Source organism: Mesorhizobium sp. M7A.F.Ca.MR.148.00.0.0 (assembly GCF_003997735.1).
Taxonomy (GTDB): domain Bacteria; phylum Pseudomonadota; class Alphaproteobacteria; order Rhizobiales; family Rhizobiaceae; genus Mesorhizobium.
The window spans coordinates 1-21,168 of sequence record NZ_RZTB01000044.1 but is presented as its reverse complement, the minus strand read 5'-3'; the positions used below and the strand labels follow the sequence as shown (position 1 = coordinate 21,168).

The following is a 21,168-nucleotide window of genomic DNA, read 5'->3' as shown; positions in this document are numbered from 1 at the left end:
AGTCAGGAGGAGACAAGACGATGCGTTATCTCGAACATGCCGATCCGGTCATCACGCTGACCGCGGGGCCGGTGAACGCCTATGCCGAAGTGCTGCGCGGCCTCGGGCGCACGGTGCTCTACGATTACGACCCGGCGTTCCAGCTCTTCTACGAGGGTGTGGTCGACAAGGCGCAAAAGGCGATGCGGCTGTCGAACAAGCCGGTCATCCTGCATGGCGAGCCGGTGCTTGGCCTGGAGGCCGCCGCGGCCTCGCTGATCACGCGGGACGATGTCGTGCTCAACCTTGCCTCAGGCGTTTACGGCAAGGGGTTCGGCTATTGGGCGAAGCGCTATTCGCCACATCTGCTCGAGATCGAGGTGCCCTATAACGAGGCGATCGATCCGCAGGATGTCGAGGCAATGCTGAAGGCGCATCCGGAGATCACCGTCGTTTCCGTCTGCCACCACGACACGCCGTCCGGCACCATCAATCCGATCGACGCCATCGGTGCGCTGGTTTCGGCGCATGGCGGCTATCTCATCGTCGATGCCGTCTCGTCCTTTGGCGGCATGAAGACACATCCCGAGGATTGCAAGGCCGATATCTATGTCACCGGCCCGAACAAATGCCTGGGCGCGCCTCCCGGCCTCACGATGATGGGTGTCAGCGAGCGGGCCTGGGCCAAGATGAAGGCCAATCCCCTGGCGCCGCGCGCGTCGATGCTCAGCATCGTCGACTGGGAGCATGCGTGGTCGCGGGACAAGCCGTTTCCATTCACGCCGTCGGTCTCGGAGATCAACGGGCTCGATGTCGCGCTCGACCTCTATCTCAATGAGGGACCGGAGGCGGTGTGGGGGCGCCATGCACTCACCGCCAAGGCCATGCGCGCCGGCGTCGCAGCGATGGGCCTGTCGATCTGGGCCGCCAGCGACAAGATCGCGTCGCCGACCACGACTGCCGTGCGCACGCCCGAAGGTGTCGACGAGAAGGCGCTTCGCCAGGCCGCGCGCGCCCGTTACGGCGTCGTCTTCTCATCGGGCCGCGGCGAAACATTGGGGAAGCTGACACGCATTGGCCATATGGGACCGACCGCCCAGCCGATCTATGCGATCGCGGCGCTGACGGCACTGGGCGGGGCCATGAACGCGGCCGGCCAGAAATTAATGATCGGCAGGGGTATCGACGCGGCGCTGGCCGTGATCGACGCCGACGCCTGAACAGACATCACCACGATTGAGGGAGCATTTTCATGACTGAACGGCTTGCGGGAAAGACGGCCCTGGTTACAGGCGCCGCGCAGGGTATCGGCAGGGCGATCGCAGCGCGGCTTGCCGCCGACGGTGCGACCGTCATCGTCAGCGACATCAATGCCGAAGGCGCCGGGGCGGCGGCCGCGGCGATAGGCGGAAAGGCGAGGGCGATCGCCGCCGACATTTCCGATCCGGCATCCGTCAAGGCACTCTTCGCCGAAATCCAGGCCCTGACCGGGGGCATCGACATCCTGGTCAACAATGCCAGCATCGTGCCGTTCGTCGCCTGGGACGATGTCGATCTCGACCATTGGCGGAAGATCATCGACGTCAATTTGACCGGCACTTTTATCGTCAGCCGTGCCGGTACGGACCAGATGCGTGCGGCGGGGAAGGCCGGACGGGTAATCAGCATCGCATCCAACACCTTCTTTGCCGGCACGCCGAACATGGCCGCCTATGTCGCGGCCAAGGGTGGCGTCATCGGCTTCACCAGGGCGCTCGCCACCGAGCTTGGCAAATACAACATCACCGCCAATGCGGTGACGCCCGGCCTGATCGAGAGCGACGGCGTCAAGGCGAGCCCGCACAACGAGGCGTTCGGCTTCGTCGAGATGCTTCAGGCGATGAAAGGCAAAGGGCAGCCGGAACATATCGCCGACGTGGTTTCGTTCCTGGCCTCCGACGATGCGCGCTGGATCACTGGCCAGACGCTCAATGTCGACGCCGGGATGGTGCGCCACTAGCCAAAGCGCATCCCAAAACCTGTTGTGCATTCCGGGCGACCTGCATGGGGTCGCAGCAGCGGACGAGCGCGGCCAATCAAGGAAAAATCATAGTGGACTTCGGATTCGACACGTCGGTTTTCGACGGGCTGACGATTGCAATGCTGATCGCCGGCCTGGCCATGACCGGAATTGCCTCCGGCGTGCTCGCCGGTCTGCTGGGAGTCGGAGGCGGCATCGTCATCGTTCCGGTGCTGTTCTGGGTGCTTAGCCTGTTCCACTTTTCGCCTGCTGTGATCAGCCATCTGGCGGTCGCGACATCGCTTGCGGTCATTATCCCCACCTCGATCTCGTCGATGCGGTCGCACAACAGGCGCGGCAATGTCGACCGGGCACTGCTCACTCTGTGGGGACCGGCCATTTTCGTCAGTGCCCTCATCGGCGGCATCATGTCGAAATTCATCCCGGGCGCCGGCTTGCGGCTGGTCTTCGGCGTCGTCGGCCTGCTGGTGGCCGTCAACATGGCGTTGCCGAAGCACCTCGTGATCTCCGATCGCCTGCCGCAAAGCGGCTGGATCAACCGTGCGATCGCTGCTGTGATCGGCTTTGTCTCTTCGCTCATGGGAATCGGTGGCGGCACGCTCTCGGTGCCGACGCTTTCCAGCTTTTCCTTTCCGGTCCACCGGGCCGTCGGCACATCGTCGGCACTTGGCCTGCTCATCGCGCTTCCGGCGGTGGCCGGCTTCATCTGGTCGGGTCTCGAGATTGCCGGCAGGCCCCCACTCAGCCTGGGCTACGTCAGCCTGCCGGCGGTTGCCATCATAGCGCCCGTGAGCTTCCTGTTCGCCCCTCTGGGCGCAAGGCTCGCCCACGCGCTCAACCCGCGCTACCTGAAACTTGCCTTTGCATTCTTCCTGGCGATCACGGCCGGGCGAATGCTGCTTTCCTGAATCCGGTTAGGCGGCTTACGGCTATTTTTCCCGCATGGCCCGGCGGAAGTTCTGCGTAATCGGCTCGGCGAGATAAGAGAGCACGGTGCGAGCCCCCGTCCGGATCATCGTCTCGCTCGACATGCCGGGCAGCAGCTTGCGGCCCTCCAGCTTGCCGAGTTCGCTTTTGTCGATCACAACCGTCGCGGCGAAAAACGGTGCGCCGCTGCGCTCCTCAACCATGCGGTCAGCCGACACGATCTCCACGACGCCCTCGAGCGGCGGCAGGTTGTAGCGGGCGAAGGCCGGGAAGCTGACGCGCGCGAGCTGTCCGGGTGCGATCGTCTCGACATCCTCCGGCTTGACCATAGCCTCGACCACGAGTTGTTGTCCGAGCGGTACGATCGTCATCAATGTCTCACCGGGTTTCACGACACCGCCCGCCGTATGGACCTTCAGCTCCATGACGATGCCGTCAACCGGCGCGACGACGTTGGTACGGCTAAGCACGTCCCTGGCGGAACGCTCCTGCTGTCCGAGGTCAAACAACTCCGCCTCGACTTTGCTCAACTCGTCGACGGCCTCGTTCAGGCGCACTGTGTTGAGGTTCAGGATCTGCATGTCGATCTCGGCCATGGCGCTTCCGGCACGGGCGATTGCCGCGACATTGGTGGCGCGCTCGCCCTCGATCTCCCGCTGCTGGCGTCTGAGCGACAGGTTCCGTTCGCGGGTGGTCAGCCCTTTCTTGAGCAGACCCTCAAGGTCTTTGCTTTCACCCTCGATTGCCTCGATCTGCTTGTCTTCCGTGACGACAAGCTGCTCCAGCCCCGTTATCTCTTCCTCGACCTGGTGACGGCGCTGGCCGAGAATTTCCCGCTCGTCCTTCAGATTGTGGTGCTTCGCTGCAAACACGTCACGCTGTGCTGCCACCGCGTCCTTCACGGCGATCGCGGGGTTTGCGAGCAACGCCGGATTGAACTCGATCTCGGTCTTGCCGTCACGCTCGGCCCTGAGACGCGCGGCCAGCGCCTCACGCGTTGCTATCCGGTTCTGGATCAGGTCGAGCTGCGCCTTTGCCTGCGTGTCGTCGAGCCCGACGAGGATCTTGCCCGCCTTGACGATGTCCCCGTTGGCGGCGTTCAACTCCGCGATGATGCCGCCCTCTAGGTGCTGGATGAGCTTGCGGTCGCCGGCGACCTTGATCACGCCCGATGCTACCGCAGCGCTGTCCAGCGGCGCCAGGGCCGCCCATCCCCCGGCCACGCCGAAGAACAGGAACATGATCGCGAAGCCGGTGCACGTCACGCCGGTGAGACGGAGGGGTTGCGGCTCCAGGAGAGAGGGCGGCGCGAGGGGCAGCGGCACGACCTTCAATTCGGGGGGGCGGCTCATGCTTCCTTGACCTCTTTGATTTCCTTCACCACTTCAAGGGCTGGCAACTGGGCCGCCTTGGGCAGATGGGCCACCTTGCCGACACGGCTGGCGAGTTCGTTGAAGACATGGTCGCGCGGCCCAAAGAGATCTTGAGCGCCGTGGTTGAGGACCAACACCTTGTCGACTTTGTCCAGGATGCTTGGCCGGTGCGAGATCAGGATCAGGGTCGTACCTGCCTCCTTGAGCCCACCGATGACCGTGGCGAGCGCCTGCTCGCCTTCGTGGTCGAGATTGGAGTTAGGCTCGTCAAGGATAAGGAACGCGGGGTCGCCGTAAAGCGCCCGCGCCAGTCCGATGCGCTGGCGTTGCCCTCCGGACAGTGCTGCGCCACCTTGACCGATCTCGGTGGCGTAGCCCTTCGGCAGCCCCTTGATCAGTTCATGGACTCCCGCCAATTGCGCGGCCTTGACCACGTTGTTGAAAGTTGCGGGATTGAGCGACGCAAAACGGGCGATGTTCTCGGAGACGGTGCCGGCGAAGAGCTCGATATCCTGCGGCAGGTAGCCGACATGTCGACCCCGGTCCTCGGCCGCCCATTCGACAACGTTCATTCCGTCAAGCAACGCGCGACCACCGGTCGGCCGCCAAGTGCCGGCCAACACGCGCGCAAGGCTCGTCTTACCGGCTGCGCTCGGGCCGACCAGCGCCATCGCTTCACCGGGCTTGAGCTGGAAGCTGATTCCTCGCAGGATTGGTTCGCCGCCCTGTCTGGCGAGCATAATATTCTCGGCCACAAACTTGCCTTTCGGGCGCGGCAGTGGCAGGGCCGGCGTGGCCTCCGGTCGCTGACCGGCCATTGCAACCAGGCGCTTGTAAGCAGCCCGTGCCCCGATCGTCGCCTTCCATGTACCGATCGCTTGCTCGACCGGGGCCAAGGCGCGGCCCATCAGGATCGAGGCGGCGATCATGATGCCAGGCGAAGCCTCGTTCTTCAGCACCAGATAGGCGCCGAGGCCGAGCACGGCCATCTGCAGGGCCAGCCGGAAAGAGCGCGCGAGGGCCGAGATGACACTGGATCGGTTGCTGGCGCGAGATTGCGCATCATTTGCCTCGTCCTGCTGCGCCTTCCAGCTCTCGAGCAGGGGATTCAACATGCCCATGGCCTGGACGACTTCCGCGTTGCGGATCGTTTGCTCGGCCTGCATGTAGGCTCGCGTCTGGGCGATCGCGGCTTCCGCCAGTGGCTTGCGGGTCAGGTACTCGGTAAGCAACGCCAATGCGAACAGCGCGATACCGCCGCAGGTCGCCAGCCAGCCGAGCCAAGGGTGCATGAGGAAGATAGCGCCCAGGAAGATCGGCGCCCAAGGCGCGTCGAGGATCGGGTAGATACTCGGGCTGGTGAAAAAATTCCGCACCTGGTCGAGGTCACGCAGCGCCCGGGCGTTGATCTGACCGGGCGCCGAGGCGGCGTGTTCGACCGATACGGTCAGGAGAACCGGCGCCAATCGCGCGTTCAGCCACGTGCCGACTTTGGCCAGAAGGCGCGCGCGCACAACTTCCAGCGCCGCCATTGTTGCGAGCGCCGTCGCCGCCATCAATGACAGCATTACCAACGTTTCCAGGCTGTGGCTGCCCAACACGCGGTGATAGACCTGGAGCATGTAGAAGGCGCCGGTCAGCATCAATATGTTGATGCCGGCGCTGAACCAGATAAGTGGTCTGACAGCGCGCCTGGCCTCTTTCATCGCCGCTTGCAGGGCAGAGGGTCGTGAAGGTTTCATCATGATGATGTATCTGCTTGTGTGCGGGTGGACGCCAGTTGGGCCGGTTTTCGCGGGGAGCGAAATTATCTCCACATGGAGATGGGAGGCGGCGTGAGCCGCCTCCCTTTGGTCAGGTGCTAGGCGACGACATCCACCAGCAAGTGCTGGATGCCAGTTGTGTCGCCGTCTGCGTCCTGGATGCTGACCGCGAAGTCGAGGTCAGCGCCGATCTGTCCGGAAGTCGTCTGGATAAAGCCGATGTCCGTGATCTTGAGAACGTCGTTATCCGTAGCCTCCCAGTTTTGCTGCGCGCCGCCACCGGTGCCAGTCGCCGCGCCGGTGCTTGAACCTTCAACTCCGACTGTGCCCGGATCGTCGGTCACTCGGTTCAGGTTAATGGCCAAACCAGACAGCCCGTTGCCGGACTGCATGATCTGCATGCCCTGAATTTGGTAGTGCTCGCTGCCGGTGTTGTAGTCATTGCTCTCGATGATCACGAGGGCGTCGTTCTGGTCGAGCGTGAACTCCGAGTTATACGGTGCCGGCACCGTATTGCCCTTGAAGAAGTCCGCGTTCTGCACGTAGATCGACTTCGTCGTCTCGACGTCGTCGCCGCCACCCAACACACCATTGGCACCGTAATCAATTAGATCGAGGACCACGATAAGGTCTTCGGCGTTGCCGATGCCGTCGAACTTAATGGCGATAGCGTCCACGGCGTCCGTCGGTGAGGCCTTCTCGGTACCACCGCCGGGGGCACCGGGATTCACGTCGCCCAGAATGTTTTCGTTGAAGAACCTGAGGGTGAGCAGTTCACCCTTCTGGATCGTGTCGCCGGCCACGCCGTTGGTCGACTGCGTGGCGGAGACCCAATCCTCGAAAGCGCTGGTAACGAACTGACCGTTGTTGAACGTAGTGTCCCCGGCGAGCGGGTTGCCGTCGCCCGTTGGGTTAAACCCGAAGGGGCTGCCGCTGGGGTTCGTGTTCGCCGTGAACTGTACGTAGAATCCGTCAGTGTCCGTCGTGCCGTTGTTGGCGTCCAACTCCGTCACCACGAGTTCGGGGTGGCCGGTGTTGCCGGGGGGGGCTTTCGTCAACAACTCCGAAGAGTGGAAGACGTTGAAGCTGAACCCGTCGATCGCGTCGGTCAAGGCGAGGGAGTACGTACCCGCCGCCTTGTCGAAGGTCAGAGTGCCACCTGCCGTCGCGTCCTGCACTCCGGCCGTGATCGGGTCCTTGTCATAATGAAACGAGAAGGAGAATTGTGCGGATGTAGCAGTTTCCGAAACGAGGGCCGTTTGGACGTTGGTGATAGCCGGGGTCTGCGCGTTGTCGACCGTGCCGGTCAGGGATAGCCGTTGGACACCTGCACCTGCGTCGAGGTCGACGAAATCTGAGCCACCACCCGCGTAGAACGCTGCCAAGTGACCGTCCGCACCGATATTGAACGAGAAGCTACCGGTAGCCGTACCACCGGTCGCGGCGATCGTCTCGCCCTGAGCCCCGGTGGTGCCGGGATTGCCGTCGAATCCTTGAACACTGGGCACATTCGTATCTTGGTCGACGATCGTCGGAGCGTCATCCGTCAAAACAAGGTTCTGGCCGATGTTGAGGACGGCTGTGTCAACATCACCGTCCTTGTCGGTGATGGTCGCCGTCAGTTGGATCAGATTGTCCGCCGACAACGTCTCGGTATCGTTCGGCCCGTTATTGGGATCATGTATGACCGCACGATCTTGGTTGAGCGTCACCACGCCGGCGGCATCCACGGTCACTGTGAACACCAATGCGCCACCGACAGCCGTACGGCCCTCGACAACGCCGCCGGGAGTGACCGACAGGTTGACCGCCTGACCAGTAAGTGTGTCGAAAAGACCGGAAGCGCCCGCGATCACGCTCAGCGCGTATGTCGTGGTCCCTGCACCGTCAGCACCATAGAGACCGGAGAAGTTCGACGAGAAGTTGGCTGTCCCGTTGGTCGCGGTATCAGATTCGTCAACCGTGGCAACCGCCTCCGTACCGCCTGCCGAGATGCTCGGTGCGTCGTCCTTGAAGACAAGGTTCTGGCCGATGTTGATGGCTTGGGCGTCAGTGTCGCCGTCCGCATCGATAGCGGTCGCCGTCAGGGTGATCAGGTTGGCGGCTGCCAGTGTCGTGGACTGGTCCGATCCGGTATCCGGCGTATGCTGGACCGCGCGAAGCTGGTCGAGCGTCACGATCCCGGTGGCGTTCACTGCCACCGTGAACACCAGATCGTTACCGGCGGTGCGGCCTTCGATAACTGAGCCGACCCTGGTCAGGAGGGCTTCTTGACCGGTCGCCACGTCAAAGATACCCGACGCAGTACCAGGGGCGAGGACGTCCAGGGCGTAGGTAACACCGGCGGCACCAGGACCGTCAGTACCGAAATCGGTGCTGAACACGACCGAGAAATTGCCGGTGGGGTTTGTGCCCAAGGTCGTGTCATCGGCCGTGAGGGTAGGTGCGGCGGTGCCGGAGAGAGTGACGTCCGGACCGTCGTCATCCACATTGATGTCGTCGCCGATCGGCGTCGACGTCTCGACCAACGCGCGGACTTTCAGGATATCGCTGAAGTTCACCCTGTCGTCGGGTTGCGGATTGAGCGGGTGATCGATCGCCTCGAAAGTGATCATCTGAACCGTGGCCGAGGTGTTACCGGCGTTGGGGATGATGTAGAAAGCCGCGACGAGATTGCCGCCGGCCCATGCTTCCACCGCGCTGCCGTTCTGCGCCGTGGTGAGGAAGATTTCGTCGCCGTCGACTGTAAACTGACCCGACGACATGTTGGTTAGAGGCGCGAATTCCAACTCAACGACATTTTCGCCGGCTGCCGGCGACACGGTGACGAGACCGACCTGGCTCGCCGCCTCCGCGGTGTCGGCAAACGCCAACTGCGCGGCGGACAATGTGAGACCGTTCAGATATGTGAGAAAAGCGGCGTCTAGACCACCGGAGATGTCGCCGGTGATAGCGTCAACGGAAATTGCGACGTCGTCGTCCTGGAGACCGGCGGACTGGTCGAGTACCAGATCGCCTACGATATTAATGATAGCCATAATGTCATCCTTTCCTGGATGCTGACTAATTGTGCACACGCTCGGACCCACGCTCACGCGGGGGCCACGCTCACTGTTTGTTTTGGAAAACCCCTCTCCCCTTACTTCCGCCCGAACCCTAGCCGCGGTGTCATCGCGAACTGACTTCGGCCCTCAAACCACATTGTGCCGCCGGCGCAGAGGACGCGTCCATTCCCGCTTCGATAGTATTGCGGTCAATGTCCGCACCTGATCGAACGATATATATCCTTCGATAGATCAGGCTGGCGGGCGCTGCGGGAGGTCGCGCGGGCACGAGGCAGAGGCCGTCAGACGGCTCTCCGGCCGCTGCCGTGCGTTCAATGTCGGTGCAAATGGAGAGTGGTCAGAGCAGGCCGGGTCGCCCCGTTCCTGTATGCTCGACGCCTTTGCCGTGCGCCACCCAGGCCAGTTCCGCCCTGCTGCCGAGATGCAGCTTCTCGTAGACGTGATGCAGGTGCATCTTCACCGTGCCTTCGGATAAATGCAGCCGCTGCGCGATGGTCTTGTTGCGCAGCCCGCGCGAGACGAGATCGGCGATCTCGGTCTCCCGCCCGGTCAGCCGGGACATTGGCTGCGGCTGCGACCCGGGCATCAGCAGCTGCTGGACGATCTTGTTGTCGATCCACTTCTTGCCCGCCGCCACCGCATTCACGCATTCGATGAGAAAGCGGTGGCTGATGCCGTCCAGAAACAGGCCGTCGACGTCGAGCGTCTGTATTTCCCTGACATCGAGCCCGCCGGTTGGCTGCACGATGAAGATGATGCCGAGAGCGCTGCTGCAGGCCTTCAGCCGTGAGGAAAGACCTGATGTCTGTTGGTCCGCGAGATCCACGCCCACGATGACCATATCAGGCCGATGGCGCTCCACATGAGCGAGAACGTCCACAGGGCGGCGACACTGGGCGACAACATCGTGTCCAGCCTTCTGCAACACCCATTCCAGACCAGCGAGATACACCCCCCGCGGGTCCGCGACAACTAACGTTGACATGCGAACACCGTCCGTAAAAAAACGCAACGAACTTGGTTAAACACCCGTTAAATCAGGAAACCAGAGCCTAGCCCTATTGTCAAGTAATAGCTAATATACATGTTGCTATAATAACGACCCGGGGCCGCGGGGCGGAACTGCGCCGTGAAAGGCCAACCTATGATATGCCTGTCACTTCAAGGTTCTAACGTCCCTTGCCGCGCGGCCCAGTCGTACGGGTACAGGCAGTAAAAATAGCCGGTGCGTTCGGTTGCGATGTATTTCAGATGCGTGCCATTGGGCAGCCAGACGATGTCGCCAGGGCGGCATTCGTGGCGGCCGTCATCCAGTTCGATCGTCAGCGTGCCTTCATGGATGAACAGCACCTCGTCATAGGTCACGGTCCAGTCGATCGAGGCGTTCTCCAGATACTCAATGCCACCGCCCATGGTCCGGCTGATCTCGGCATTGATCACGCGCGCGATCGACGACGTTCCGGTCGGCGTGACTGATGGCTTCAGAGTCAACTCGCTGTGCTTGAAAATCCTGGCCTTGGACATTGTCATCCTTTCTTTGCGCGAAGATTGGCTTTGGAGGGAGTGACGCCGGACGGAGCCAGCCCGGCGAGCCATCTCGTCACCGGATCCAGCTTGCGCCCGGCATGTTCGAGATCGTCGCGCCGACGCACCGCGCCACGGACGAAATGCGCACCGACGAAGCGAAAGGGTTCGGGCGGGAAACCGCGCGCCACCGGACGCACCAGCGCCGAATGCGTCAGTTCCGATTCGCCGTCAGTCAGCAGGCCGGTGAGGATCTCGCCGCCGATATAAGCCATTGTCGTGCCATTGCCGGAAAAGCCGTAGCCGTAGACGACATCGCGGTTGGCGGGCAAGGCGCCGAACAGCGGCACGCCGCTGACCGTCCGGTCGATCGGGCCGTTCCACGATGTTTCGAGTGGGAAATCGGCGAGCGCCGGGTGGCCATCCCGCAGCGCGCGACGCATTTCGGCGACCCGTGGCGACAGGCCATGGAAACGCTGGTCGACGATGCCGCCGAAGCCAATGACGCCACCGCTGACGCCGACGGACAGCCGACCATCGCGCGTCGGAGACCAACCGCCAACGAAGACGCGGGAATCGATCATCAGCGGCGCCCGGCGGTAGCCGACCTTGTCGAGAAGGTCTGGAATGGGCTGTGACATGGCGTCGTCGCTGGAGATGTTGAAGATCGCAGGGGCCAGTTCCGGAATCGCGCCGGACCAGGCATTCATGGCAAGCACGACCTTGCCGCAGGACACAGTTCCTTTCGCCGTTTCCACCGTGAGCTTGCCACGTCGCGAAAACCGCTTCATCGGCGACTTTTCATAGATCCGAACGCCGCGGTTCAGCGCTGCACGACGCAGGCCGCGCACCAGGAACCCTGGATGCACAGTTGCCGACGAAGCGTCGAACGCACCGCCAAGGTGGCTCGTCGTACCGGCCATCGCCGCGATCTCCGGGCGCGAAACTCGCCGCGCCGGGACGTAGCCGTGCGCTGCCAGCTTGTTTAACGCGTCGTCCCAGGCGCCAAGCTGTGCTTCGCACGTAGCGCCCCAGATCCAGCCGATGCGATCGAACCAGGCGTCGATTGCCTCGGCCTGACAGAAAGCCTCGATGCCGCCGATCGCGGCTTCGGATGCCTTGATGATCGAAAGCGCGTCGTTTCCGTCGCGCAGCGCGGCAAGCGCGCTGTATTTGGTCCACGCCGAAAGCACCATTCCGGAATTGCGGCCGCTCGGGCCACCACCACAAATGTCGCGCTCTACAATGACAACGTCGAAGCCTGGATTGTGCTGCTTGAGGCGAATGGCGGTCCACAGTCCGAGATACCCGCCGCCAACGATGCAGATGTCGGCCTGCGTTGTCTCTTCGAGCGGAGGCGCAAGGTCCGGGTCCTCGGGCAATGCCTGCCGCAGCCAATGGCTCCGCCAGCGGATGTCTTTTTCCGGCAACTGCATCACGATGCGCCTGCGGCGGACAGGCGGCGCTCCACCAGCCTGACCCAAAGACTGGCGCCCATCGGCAGGATAGCGTCGTTGAAATCGTAATTGGTGTCGTGCGCGGCGGCCTGGTGCGCGTCGTCCGCCTGGCCAAGCAAGAAATAGCAGCCCGGCCGCTGTTCCAACATGTAGCAGAAATCTTCAGAACCCATCTCGGGAGGCGGATCGACGACGAGGCGTTCCGAGCCCATCACCTCGTTCGCAATCGCGATCATCGCGTCGGCTTGCGCCTGAGTGTTGATCGTCGGCGCGAAGGGCGTTTCGTAGCGAATATCGACGCTGGCGCCAAAAGCTTCAGCCTCGTTTTTCGCGATGCGGCGGATTGCCATCTCCAGCGTCTTTTGAACCTGATGGTCGAAGGTGCGCACGGTGCCGGTCAGAAACGCCGCATCGGGGATGGTGTTGAAGGCTTCGCCGGCGCGCAGGCTGCCAACGGTGACGATTGCCGGAGAGTGCACATCGGTCAGGCGACCGGGCAGGGCTTCGATTGCCAGCAGGATGCGCGCGGCGACGGGGAGTGGATTGATCGCCAGATGCGGCATCGCCGCGTGGCCGCCCCTTCCATGGACGACCATCTCGAAGCGATCGGCCGCCGCGGCCACCGTTCCGCGGTGGACGGCGATCTCGCCGAGAGGCCGTTCGCAATTGTGCAGCGCGTAGACTTCATCGCAGGGGAAACGCTCGAAAAGGCCATCATTCAGCATGGCGAGTGCCCCACCTCGGCCCTCCTCGGCCGGCTGGAAAATGAAATGCACGGTGCCGGCGAAGTCGGGCGAGCGGGCAAGCGCCGAGGCTGCGCCGAGCAGCATCGTCGTGTGACCGTCATGGCCGCAGCCATGCATCCTCCCGGGAATGCGGGATGCATGCGGCAGCGGCCGCGCCTCGGTCATCGGCAGGGCGTCCATGTCGGCTCGGATGCCAAGACTGCGACCAGCGCCGAGCCTGCCCCTGAGCGTGCCGACGACACCTGTCCGTCCGACGCCTTCGGTCGTCTCGATGCCCCACGAGCGCAGTTTGTCCGCCACGAAACGCGTCGTCTCGAACTCTTCGAAGCCGAGTTCTGGATTGGCATGCAGATGCCGCCGCCAGGCCGTCATCTCGGTCTCCAACTGCTGCACCGATGGAACCAGTCTCATGCCGTTGCCCTTGCGCGGAGAGTTTGCGAGCGGCCCTGAAGGATGGCGATGACACCAAGCAGGGTCGCAGAGAATGCGATCAGCAACACAGCGACGGCCGCGATGGCAGGGCTGATGGATTCGCGAACCCCGGAGAAGATCATGCGAGGCAAGGTTCGCTCCGCGCCTGTCGAGAGGAAACTTGCGACGACGACTTCGTCGAAAGAGATGATGAAGGCGATGATGGCCCCTGTAATGACGCCCGGCGCTATCAGCGGCAGCACTACCTTGAAGAATGTGCGCATGGTGCCGGCGCCGAGCGATGCCGCGGCGCGAACCAATGTCCGGTCGAAGGTCGAAAGGCTGGCGACGACAGTCGTCAGCATCACAGGCACGGCCATCGCCGTATGCACCAGAATGATGGATGGCTTGTTGCCGACGAGTCCCAGTGTGGCGAAGAATGAAAAAGCCGCGACGCCGACAATGACAACCGGCGTCACTAAGGGCGCGGCGATGATCGCGTAGAGAATCCGTTTGCCGGCAAAATCGCCCCAGGCGAGTCCGATCGCCGCAGGTATGCCGAGCAGCAACGCCAGAACCGTGGTGGACAGCCCGATGACGACCGAGTTCCACAGTGCGTTCGGCCAACGCTGGTCGACCCACAGTTCGGCATACCAGCGCAGCGACCAGCCCGGCGTCGGAAATGCCAGCGAATTGCTCGAGGTCAGCGACATAGGGATCACGATCAGCAGGGGCAGAATGATGAACGCCAGCAACGTCGCCGCATAGGCATACATCAGCCACTTCCGGAAGCGGTCGGCGCTCATGCCACATGCGCCTTGCGGCGGAAGAGGACGGACGCCGTCCAGAACAGCAACGCAAACAACACGAGGATCATCAGCAGTTGCAGCGAAAGCGCTGCACCCATGCCCCAGTTCAGTGTGCTGTTCGTGTAGAAAGCTATGTAGCTGGAGATCATCTGGTCGGTCGGCCCGCCGACAAGCGTCGGGGTGATGTAGTAGCCAAGTGCGAAGACAAAAACGATCCCCCCGCCAGACAGGATTCCTGGCAGGATCAACGGCAACTGCACGCGGCGCCATGCCGTGAGCCACGGCGCACCCAGCGAAAGTGCCGCGCGCATGTAGGTGGTCGGAACCCGCCGCATGACGGCGACGACGGAGAGCACCATCATAGGCAGCAGAACCTGAACCATCGCCAAATAAAGCGAAAAGCGGGTGTAGATGAGGTCGAGGGGTTCGCTGACGATACCCAATCCGAGCAGAGTGGAATTCACGGGGCCGTTCTTCTGCAGCACGATGATCCAGATGACGGTGCGCACCAGCAGCGACGTCCAGAGCGGAAACAGGATCAACGCGAACATCAGCTTCGACCAGGCCGGGGGCGCGCTGACAATTGCCTGCGCCAGCGGCACGGCGAGCACCGCGCAGATGACGGTCACCACGATGCTGATCCAGATCGTACGCAGCAGCGCGTCGACGAAGATGGCGCGGTCGGCGGAAACGGCTTCGATTGAATTGTCCGCGCCTCGCTTCAGGTCCAGGCTCGCAAGCAGATAATAGTCCGTTCGCGCGCTTTGCTGACGCGCTATGACCTGCCAGAGATCGATGTTTTTCCAGCCGGCCTGTTTGCCGAGCACCTCGTCGCGCACAGGGCGCATGTCGAGGTTGCCGTCGGCCGCATCCTTTGCCGTCTTGATGACGAGGAAACGGCTGCCGACGACGCGCTGGTTCACGAGTTGCGCCAGGACGCCTTCCTTCCCGGCGCGCCGCGCGTCGGCCAAATCCTCGACGAGTGCTGCAAAGACGGGTTCGCCAGGCAGGCCGCTATCCGCATTCCAGCCCGCCAGAGCGGCAATTGTGCGCGGCAGGTTGTTCGAGAAATCCGAGTTGTCGACGGCCAGAGCGAGGAAGCGCGCTACCGGCCACAGAAACAGAATGACGACGAATAGAATAAGCGGGGCCGTCAACAGGGCGAGCATGCCGCCCCGTTGGCGCCGCTTCATAGCCGGCTTTGTCCCGACCAACATGCCTGGGTTACTTCGCGAGCCAGGCCTTGAAGCGTTCTTCCAGTGCTTCCTTGTGCTCGGTCCAGAAGTCGTTGTCATAGGAGGCGCCGTACTGAAGGTGCTCCGGCGACGTCGGCAGGTTGGCCTTCCAATCCGCGGGAATGAGGTCGGCGGCTTCCTTGCGGCCGGTGCCATAGGCATAGAGTTTCGAGAAGCCGGCCTGGTTTTCAGGGATGGAGAACCACTTGAGGAGATCCAGCCCGGCCTGCTGGTGCGGCGCGCCCTTCACCACCGCCCAGTAGTCGGTGCCATAGAAGAAGCCAGCGTCCCATGCGATCGCATAGGGCTTCTTCTCGTTGATGGCTTCGTTGGTGATGCGCGCATTGAACCCGTCGCTGAGGGCCACTTCACCACTGTCGAGGTTCTGGATGCCCTGCGTCGTTGTGGACCACCAGACGACGTGCGCCTTGATCTTGTCGAGCATGGCGAATGCCCGGTCGACGCCTTCCGGCGTGCCCAGCACCTTGTACATGTCCTCGCGTTTCACGCCGTCGGCCATCAGCGCATTTTCCAGCGTGAACTGCGCCTGCTGGTAAAGCCCGCGCTTTCCCGGAAATTTCTCGACGTTCCAGAAGTCCGCCCAACTCTTCGGCGCGGCGTCACCTTTGTAGACCTTCGTGTTATAGGCAAGGACCGTAGCCCAGGTGTCGGATGCGACGCCGCATTCGTGCAGGGTGCCTGGGAGATAATTCGCCGCGTCGCCGGTGATCTCGGGCGTCAGCGGGACGAACAGGCCTTCGGCGCAGCCGACTTCCATGGCGGGCGCTTCGACCGAGACGACGTCATAAGTGATGTTGCCCGCCTGCACCTGGGCACGCACCTTGGCGACCTCGCCGCCCCATTCTTCCATGACGATCGGGACGCCCGTCTGTTCGGTGTACTTGTCCCAGACCCCATCCTTGTAGGCCTTGTCCCATGTACCACCCCAGCCGACCACCGTGACGGGGTCGGCCGCGGACGCGGCCAAAGTCGAGGTCGCGAGGCAGATCGCGGCGGCAGATACGGCTTGCAGATAAGTCCTCATTGCAGTTCCCCTTTCTTATCGTTGCAGATTTGATCAAATTTCAAACGCAAAATGGATTGATTAGCAACAGGAATTTGCGATAGGATGCAAAAAAGTTGAAAATGCGAGGGGATTTGATCGAATGCTGCAAGGCACTACAGACGTGCGCGCCAATGTCAGTCTCGCTGCTGTTCTGGATGAGGCCCGACAGCGTTTCGCTGACGCCAACCCGAAAAGCCTGGCGCGGCAGAACGAGGCCGCGGCATCGTTGCCGGGTGGCAATACGAGGGCTGTTCTATGGTATCCGCCATTCCCCGTATCGTTTGTTTCCGGCGACGGCTGCAGGGTCACCGATCTCGACGGCCATACCTATGTCGACCTGGTCTCGGAATACAGCGCCGGTTTTTACGGCCATTCCGACAAGGCGATTTCGGCAGCCCTTGTGGACGTAATAGAGGGCGGCATCATGCTGGGCGCCCCCAACCGCTACGAAGCGCGCCTGGCTGCCGCGGTGGTTGACCGCTTTCCGGCCATCGAGCGCGTTCGCTTTTGCAACTCGGGCACTGAAGCCAACATCATGGCTATTTCGGCGGCTCGCGCCATCACCCAGCGCTCGAAGATACTCGCATTCCGCGAGGGCTACCACGGTGGCGTACTCACCTTTGCGCATGGCGGCTCGCCACTCAATTTGCCTTTCCCCTTTGTCTTCGCCGACTACAACGATAGTGCAGGCGCCGTGGCGGTCATCAAGGAACAGGGCGACGAGCTTGCCGCGGTGATCGTCGAGCCGATGATGGGCGGCGGCGGCTGCATCCCGGCGACGCGTGAGTTCCTGGAAGCGCTGCGCGCGGTGACGAAGGAGACCGGCGCGCTGCTGATTTTCGACGAGGTCATGACTTCGCGCCTCGACTACCGCGCGCTCCACGGGGCGCATGGGATTTTTCCCGATTTCGTGACGCTCGGCAAGTATATCGGCGGCGGCGCCAGTTTTGGCGCATTCGGTGGACGCGCCGACCTCGTCGATCGCTTCGATCCGGCTTTGCCCGGTGCGTTCTCGCATGGCGGGACGTTCAACAACAATATCCTCAGCATGGCTGCTGGCTTCACCGGTCTGACCCAGGTGCTGACGCAAGAGGCGAGCCGCGCGATCAATGCGCGCGGCGATCGCCTGCGCGAAGCGATGAACGTCTCCCTTGAAAGGCATGGCGTCGAGGGCATCGTCATAGGGCGTGGGTCGTTGATGAACCTGCATTTCGTCAGGGGGCCGGTGGACACTCCGGCGCGGCTAGACGATGCCGGTCCTTCGGTGATTGCGCTTTGGCATATCGAAATGCTGTTGCGAGGGTACTACGTGACGCCGCGCGGCATGCTGGCGTTGTCACTGCCATTTGGCGACGCCGAACTCGACGGCTTCGCCGGCGCATTCGACGATTTCCTGTCGAGCAACCTCAAAATACTGCCGCGCCGGACAAACTGATGCTTGATCGCAAGGATGCCAGTGCCGGCTCAGCCGCGCAAAAGACAGCTCATGTCCGTGTCCATACGGGCTTGAAGGAAGCACTGATGAACGGTGACTTCCTGCCCGGCCAAAGACTGGTCGTGCGACAGCTTGCCGAACAGTACCGGACCAGCGCCATGCCGGTGCGCGAGGCCTTGCGGCAACTCGTCAGCGACGAGGCGATGTTCGACCACCCAAATCGGGGCGTCATCGTCCCCGAGGCCACGGTGGCGCGTATTTCGGATCTGGTGCGTGTGCGCTGCAGCGTCGAAGGAACGGCGGCCGAGTGGGCCGCGACGACCATCACGCCCGAAGAACTCGATGAATTGGCGAAGCTGAACGGGCTGATGCGCGAATGCGTCGAGAGCAATGTCATGGCTAGCTATCTCGGCTTGAACAGGCGCTTCCATTTCACGATGTACCATGCCGCGCGGTCACCTCTCATCCAGCAGATCATTGAGAAATTGTGGCTGCAGGCAGGACCGTTTCTGAACATCGTCCGCTCGGACGTGACCTACGGCCTGGGCCTGGACCATCACGACGAAATGCTCGCGGCGCTGCGTCGCGCCGATGGCGCGGCTGCGCGCAAGGCGCTGGTTGCCGATCTGCGTGAGGCCGCCGACATCATTCTTCGCGCCGCGGCGGCGGCTGAGGCTCAGCCTGCGCGCAAACGCCCGGCTTCGGCACGCCGTGATCCCAAGGCGCAGGCGCGGTGATGGGCGGATCCCCGCGTGGCCCGGTTCATGTCGAGTTTCGTGGCGTCAGCAAGCGCTACGGGCAGACGGTCCAGGCGGTGCGTCAGCTCGACCTGGAAATCATGCGCGGCGAATTCCTGACGCTGCTGGGGCCTTCCGGGTCTGGCAAGACGACGGCGTTGATGATGCTTGCGGGGTTCGAAGATACGACCGAGGGCGAAATCCTCATTGACGGTCAGCGCATCGACAACGTTCCCGCCAATCGTCGCGGCATCGGCATGGTGTTCCAGAACTACGCGCTTTTCCCGCACATGACGGTCGCCGAAAACCTGGCTTTCCCGCTCGAGGTCCGCAAACTTGGCCGCGACGAGGTGACGCGACGTGTCAGGAACGTTCTCGACATGGTCCAGTTGCCCGAATTCGGCAACCGGCGTCCGGCGCAGCTTTCGGGTGGGCAGCAACAACGCGTCGCGGTTGCCCGCGCCCTGATCTTCGAACCAAATCTTGTCCTGATGGACGAACCGCTCGGCGCCCTCGACAAGCAATTGCGCGAGCAGATGCAGTTCGAAATCAAGGATATCCATGCCCGGCTCGGCGTCACGTTCGTTTATGTGACACACGACCAGACCGAGGCGCTGACCATGTCGGACCGGATCGCGGTGTTCAGTGCCGGCCGCATCGAGCAGCTTTCGACACCACGCGAACTGTATGAGCGTCCGACGGGCAGCTTTGTGGCGAGCTTCATCGGCGAGAACAACCGCATGTCCGGCACCGTGCTTGCCGGCGGTGAAAACGGTGGCGTGGCCGTCCATCTCGACGATGGCGATCTGGTGTTGAACGCCATTTCCCCTGGCGCGACGCCCCCCGCGGGCGCCAGGGTGACGCTGTCGATCAGGCCCGAGCGCATGTCCTTATTGCACGATGGCTCCACAGCCCTCAACGTGATTGCGGCAACCGTCGTTCAGTCCGTCTATGTCGGGGATCACATCCGGCTCGTCGCTGTGACGGCGGGCGGCCTGAAATTCATTGTCAAGCTTGCCGCATCGTCGTCTCGGTCCGAACTCAATGCGGGCGAGGCGGTTCGATTGGGCTGTGGTCGTGAGGATTGCCTCGCGCTCGAGAGATAACAACAAAAGGCAGACAAGAGAGAGTTCAACAATGAAGAAATCGCCGAAAGTCGTCATCACCTGTGCGGTCACCGGCTCGATCCACACGCCGACGATGAGCCCGTATCTGCCGATAACGCCGTCCGAGATCGTCGACGCCGCCGTCGGAGCAGCCGAAGCCGGAGCGTCGGTGATCCATCTGCATGCCCGCGATCCGGAGACCGGCAAGCCTACCCCTGATCCAAAGCTGTTTATGGATTTCCTGCCGCGCATCAAGCAGCAGACCGACGCCGTGATGAACATTTCCACCGGCGGCGGGCTGAAGATGACCCTCGAAGAGCGCCTTGAAGCCGCGCACGCTTCGAAGCCGGAACTCTGCTCGCTCAATATGGGATCTATGAATTTCGCCCTGCACCACATCGCGCCGAAATACACCGACTGGAAGTACGACTGGGAGAAGGGCTACCTGGAAGACACAAAGAAGGGCATCGTCTCCAACACGTTCGAGCAGATCGAGCGTATCATCGTCGAAGTCGGCCAGGCCTATGGCACGAAATTCGAGTTCGAGTGCTACGATGTCAGTCACCTCTACACGCTTGCGCACTTTCTCGACCGCAAGCTGCTGAAGCCGCCGCTTTTCGTCCAGACGATCTTCGGGCTGCTGGGCGGAATCGGCGCCGACCCAGAAGACATGATGCACATGCGCAGGACGGCTGATCGGCTGTTCGGAGACGACTATCTCTGGTCGATCCTTGCCGCGGGCAAGCACCAGATAAATCTCTGCACGATGGGCGCGATCATGGGCGGCAATGTACGGGTCGGTTTGGAAGACAGCCTCTATGTCGGCAAGGGCACGCTCGCTAAGAGCAATGCCGAACAGGTTGCCAAGATAAAGCGCATTCTCAACGAGTTGTCGCTCGAAATCGCGACGCCCGACGAAGCCCGTCAACTGCTGGATCTCAAGGGCGCAAACGAGGTCGGGTTTTGACGCCCGGCATCGAAACCTATGTCGGCGTCGTGCATCCTTGGATGTGCGACGCGATGGGCCATCTCAACGTTCGTCATTATGTGGCGATGTTTGATGACGCCAGTTTCCAGTTGCTGGGCAGGATTGCCGATCCTCGTTTGACGCCGACCCTCGGCTGGGCGGATGTGAGGATGGAGATCGACTACGTGCATGAAACCGCGGCGGGAACTCTGGTCACCGTTCGCAGCGTTATAGAAAAGCTTGGGAAATCGTCGCTGACTTATCTGCATGAAATGCGCGGTACGCTGGACGGAGTCCTGCATGCGCGCATGCGCACCGTAACGGTGCGCTTCGATCTTCAAGCGCGGAGCAAGATCGAGATCGAAGGCGAAGCCCGACAGGCGAGCGCGAAACTCCCGAGGGGTGAAGCCGATACGCGTGGGTGACGGCGAGAATATCTGGTGACGGCATCGTTAGCCGCATTGGCGTCACTGAGCGAGATGCTGTAGGTCGCTGAAGGCTTCTACTCGCCCTAGGAAGGTCAGGTATAGCCGCTATCGCACAGGACA

General features: G+C 62.2%; 18 protein-coding genes. 8 read left to right on the top strand and 10 right to left on the bottom strand.

The window, feature by feature from the left end; genetic code table 11:
* Positions 1 to 20: 20 nt before the first annotated feature.
* The 3 genes from EOB49_RS17770 (at position 21) to EOB49_RS17760 (ending at position 2,907) form a co-directional block, all read left to right on the top strand.
* On the top strand, positions 21 to 1,199 hold the full coding sequence (locus EOB49_RS17770; protein WP_127381738.1) for an alanine--glyoxylate aminotransferase family protein: 1,179 nt from the start codon (positions 21 to 23) through the stop codon (positions 1,197 to 1,199).
* Between the two features lie 32 nt (positions 1,200 to 1,231).
* Positions 1,232 to 1,978 (top strand): SDR family NAD(P)-dependent oxidoreductase, encoded by a 747-nt coding sequence (locus EOB49_RS17765; protein ID WP_127326725.1) that lies wholly within the window; start codon positions 1,232 to 1,234, stop codon positions 1,976 to 1,978.
* Between the two features lie 92 nt (positions 1,979 to 2,070).
* Positions 2,071 to 2,907 carry a sulfite exporter TauE/SafE family protein gene (locus EOB49_RS17760; protein WP_127381737.1) on the top strand — a complete coding sequence of 279 codons (837 nt, stop codon included), beginning with the start codon at positions 2,071 to 2,073 and terminating at the stop codon, positions 2,905 to 2,907.
* A 21-nt stretch (positions 2,908 to 2,928) separates the two neighbouring features.
* Here EOB49_RS17760 and EOB49_RS17755 read toward each other — a convergent pair whose 3' ends face one another.
* From EOB49_RS17755 to EOB49_RS17710, 10 genes are all read right to left on the bottom strand, one after another.
* Complete coding sequence (locus EOB49_RS17755) at positions 2,929 to 4,278, bottom strand: HlyD family type I secretion periplasmic adaptor subunit (RefSeq protein ID WP_127381736.1); 1,350 nt, start codon at positions 4,276 to 4,278, stop codon at positions 2,929 to 2,931.
* The gene (locus tag EOB49_RS17750) at positions 4,275 to 6,044 is read right to left on the bottom strand and encodes a type I secretion system permease/ATPase (RefSeq protein WP_127381735.1); all 1,770 of its coding nucleotides are present in this window, start codon (positions 6,042 to 6,044) and stop codon (positions 4,275 to 4,277) included. The genes EOB49_RS17755 and EOB49_RS17750 overlap by 4 nt, the downstream gene beginning before the upstream one ends.
* A gap of 116 nt (positions 6,045 to 6,160) precedes the next feature.
* Positions 6,161 to 9,100 (bottom strand): DUF5801 repeats-in-toxin domain-containing protein, encoded by a 2,940-nt coding sequence (locus EOB49_RS17745; RefSeq protein ID WP_127381734.1) that lies wholly within the window; start codon positions 9,098 to 9,100, stop codon positions 6,161 to 6,163.
* A 364-nt stretch (positions 9,101 to 9,464) separates the two neighbouring features.
* Positions 9,465 to 10,055: a response regulator transcription factor gene (locus EOB49_RS17740; RefSeq protein WP_245472735.1), complete on the bottom strand. Its 591-nt coding sequence runs from the start codon at positions 10,053 to 10,055 to the stop codon at positions 9,465 to 9,467.
* Between the two features lie 233 nt (positions 10,056 to 10,288).
* Positions 10,289 to 10,651 (bottom strand): AraC family ligand binding domain-containing protein, encoded by a 363-nt coding sequence (locus EOB49_RS17735; RefSeq protein ID WP_164748744.1) that lies wholly within the window; start codon positions 10,649 to 10,651, stop codon positions 10,289 to 10,291.
* 2 nt (positions 10,652 to 10,653) lie between these two features.
* Positions 10,654 to 12,087 (bottom strand): FAD-binding oxidoreductase, encoded by a 1,434-nt coding sequence (locus tag EOB49_RS17730; protein WP_127381732.1) that lies wholly within the window; start codon positions 12,085 to 12,087, stop codon positions 10,654 to 10,656.
* Positions 12,087 to 13,265 carry a M20 aminoacylase family protein gene (locus EOB49_RS17725; RefSeq protein WP_127381731.1) on the bottom strand — a complete coding sequence of 393 codons (1,179 nt, stop codon included), beginning with the start codon at positions 13,263 to 13,265 and terminating at the stop codon, positions 12,087 to 12,089. The genes EOB49_RS17730 and EOB49_RS17725 overlap by 1 nt, the downstream gene beginning before the upstream one ends.
* Complete coding sequence (locus tag EOB49_RS17720; RefSeq protein WP_127381730.1) at positions 13,262 to 14,071, bottom strand: ABC transporter permease; 810 nt, start codon at positions 14,069 to 14,071, stop codon at positions 13,262 to 13,264. The genes EOB49_RS17725 and EOB49_RS17720 overlap by 4 nt, the downstream gene beginning before the upstream one ends.
* The gene (locus EOB49_RS17715; RefSeq protein ID WP_164781715.1) at positions 14,068 to 15,267 is read right to left on the bottom strand and encodes an ABC transporter permease; all 1,200 of its coding nucleotides are present in this window, start codon (positions 15,265 to 15,267) and stop codon (positions 14,068 to 14,070) included. The genes EOB49_RS17720 and EOB49_RS17715 overlap by 4 nt, the downstream gene beginning before the upstream one ends.
* 31 nt (positions 15,268 to 15,298) lie before the next feature.
* The gene (locus EOB49_RS17710) at positions 15,299 to 16,354 is read right to left on the bottom strand and encodes an ABC transporter substrate-binding protein (protein WP_127381728.1); all 1,056 of its coding nucleotides are present in this window, start codon (positions 16,352 to 16,354) and stop codon (positions 15,299 to 15,301) included.
* A 121-nt stretch (positions 16,355 to 16,475) separates the two neighbouring features.
* On the opposite strand from EOB49_RS17710, the gene EOB49_RS17705 reads away from it, so the two are divergent.
* Genes EOB49_RS17705 through EOB49_RS17685 form a run of 5 tightly spaced genes read left to right on the top strand, consistent with a single transcriptional unit; the run spans position 16,476 to position 21,045 of the window.
* Positions 16,476 to 17,810 carry an aminotransferase class III-fold pyridoxal phosphate-dependent enzyme gene (locus tag EOB49_RS17705; RefSeq protein WP_127381727.1) on the top strand — a complete coding sequence of 445 codons (1,335 nt, stop codon included), beginning with the start codon at positions 16,476 to 16,478 and terminating at the stop codon, positions 17,808 to 17,810.
* Positions 17,810 to 18,547 (top strand): GntR family transcriptional regulator, encoded by a 738-nt coding sequence (locus EOB49_RS17700; protein WP_127321023.1) that lies wholly within the window; start codon positions 17,810 to 17,812, stop codon positions 18,545 to 18,547. The genes EOB49_RS17705 and EOB49_RS17700 overlap by 1 nt, the downstream gene beginning before the upstream one ends.
* Positions 18,547 to 19,653 (top strand): ABC transporter ATP-binding protein, encoded by a 1,107-nt coding sequence (locus EOB49_RS17695; RefSeq protein ID WP_127270374.1) that lies wholly within the window; start codon positions 18,547 to 18,549, stop codon positions 19,651 to 19,653. Before EOB49_RS17700 ends, EOB49_RS17695 begins: the two co-directional genes overlap by 1 nt.
* Before the next feature lie 31 nt (positions 19,654 to 19,684).
* Positions 19,685 to 20,620, top strand: coding sequence for a 3-keto-5-aminohexanoate cleavage protein (locus tag EOB49_RS17690; RefSeq protein WP_127317813.1), 936 nt, complete (start codon positions 19,685 to 19,687; stop codon positions 20,618 to 20,620).
* Positions 20,617 to 21,045 carry an acyl-CoA thioesterase gene (locus tag EOB49_RS17685; protein WP_127381726.1) on the top strand — a complete coding sequence of 143 codons (429 nt, stop codon included), beginning with the start codon at positions 20,617 to 20,619 and terminating at the stop codon, positions 21,043 to 21,045. The genes EOB49_RS17690 and EOB49_RS17685 overlap by 4 nt, the downstream gene beginning before the upstream one ends.
* The last annotated feature ends 123 nt before the right edge of the window (positions 21,046 to 21,168 follow it).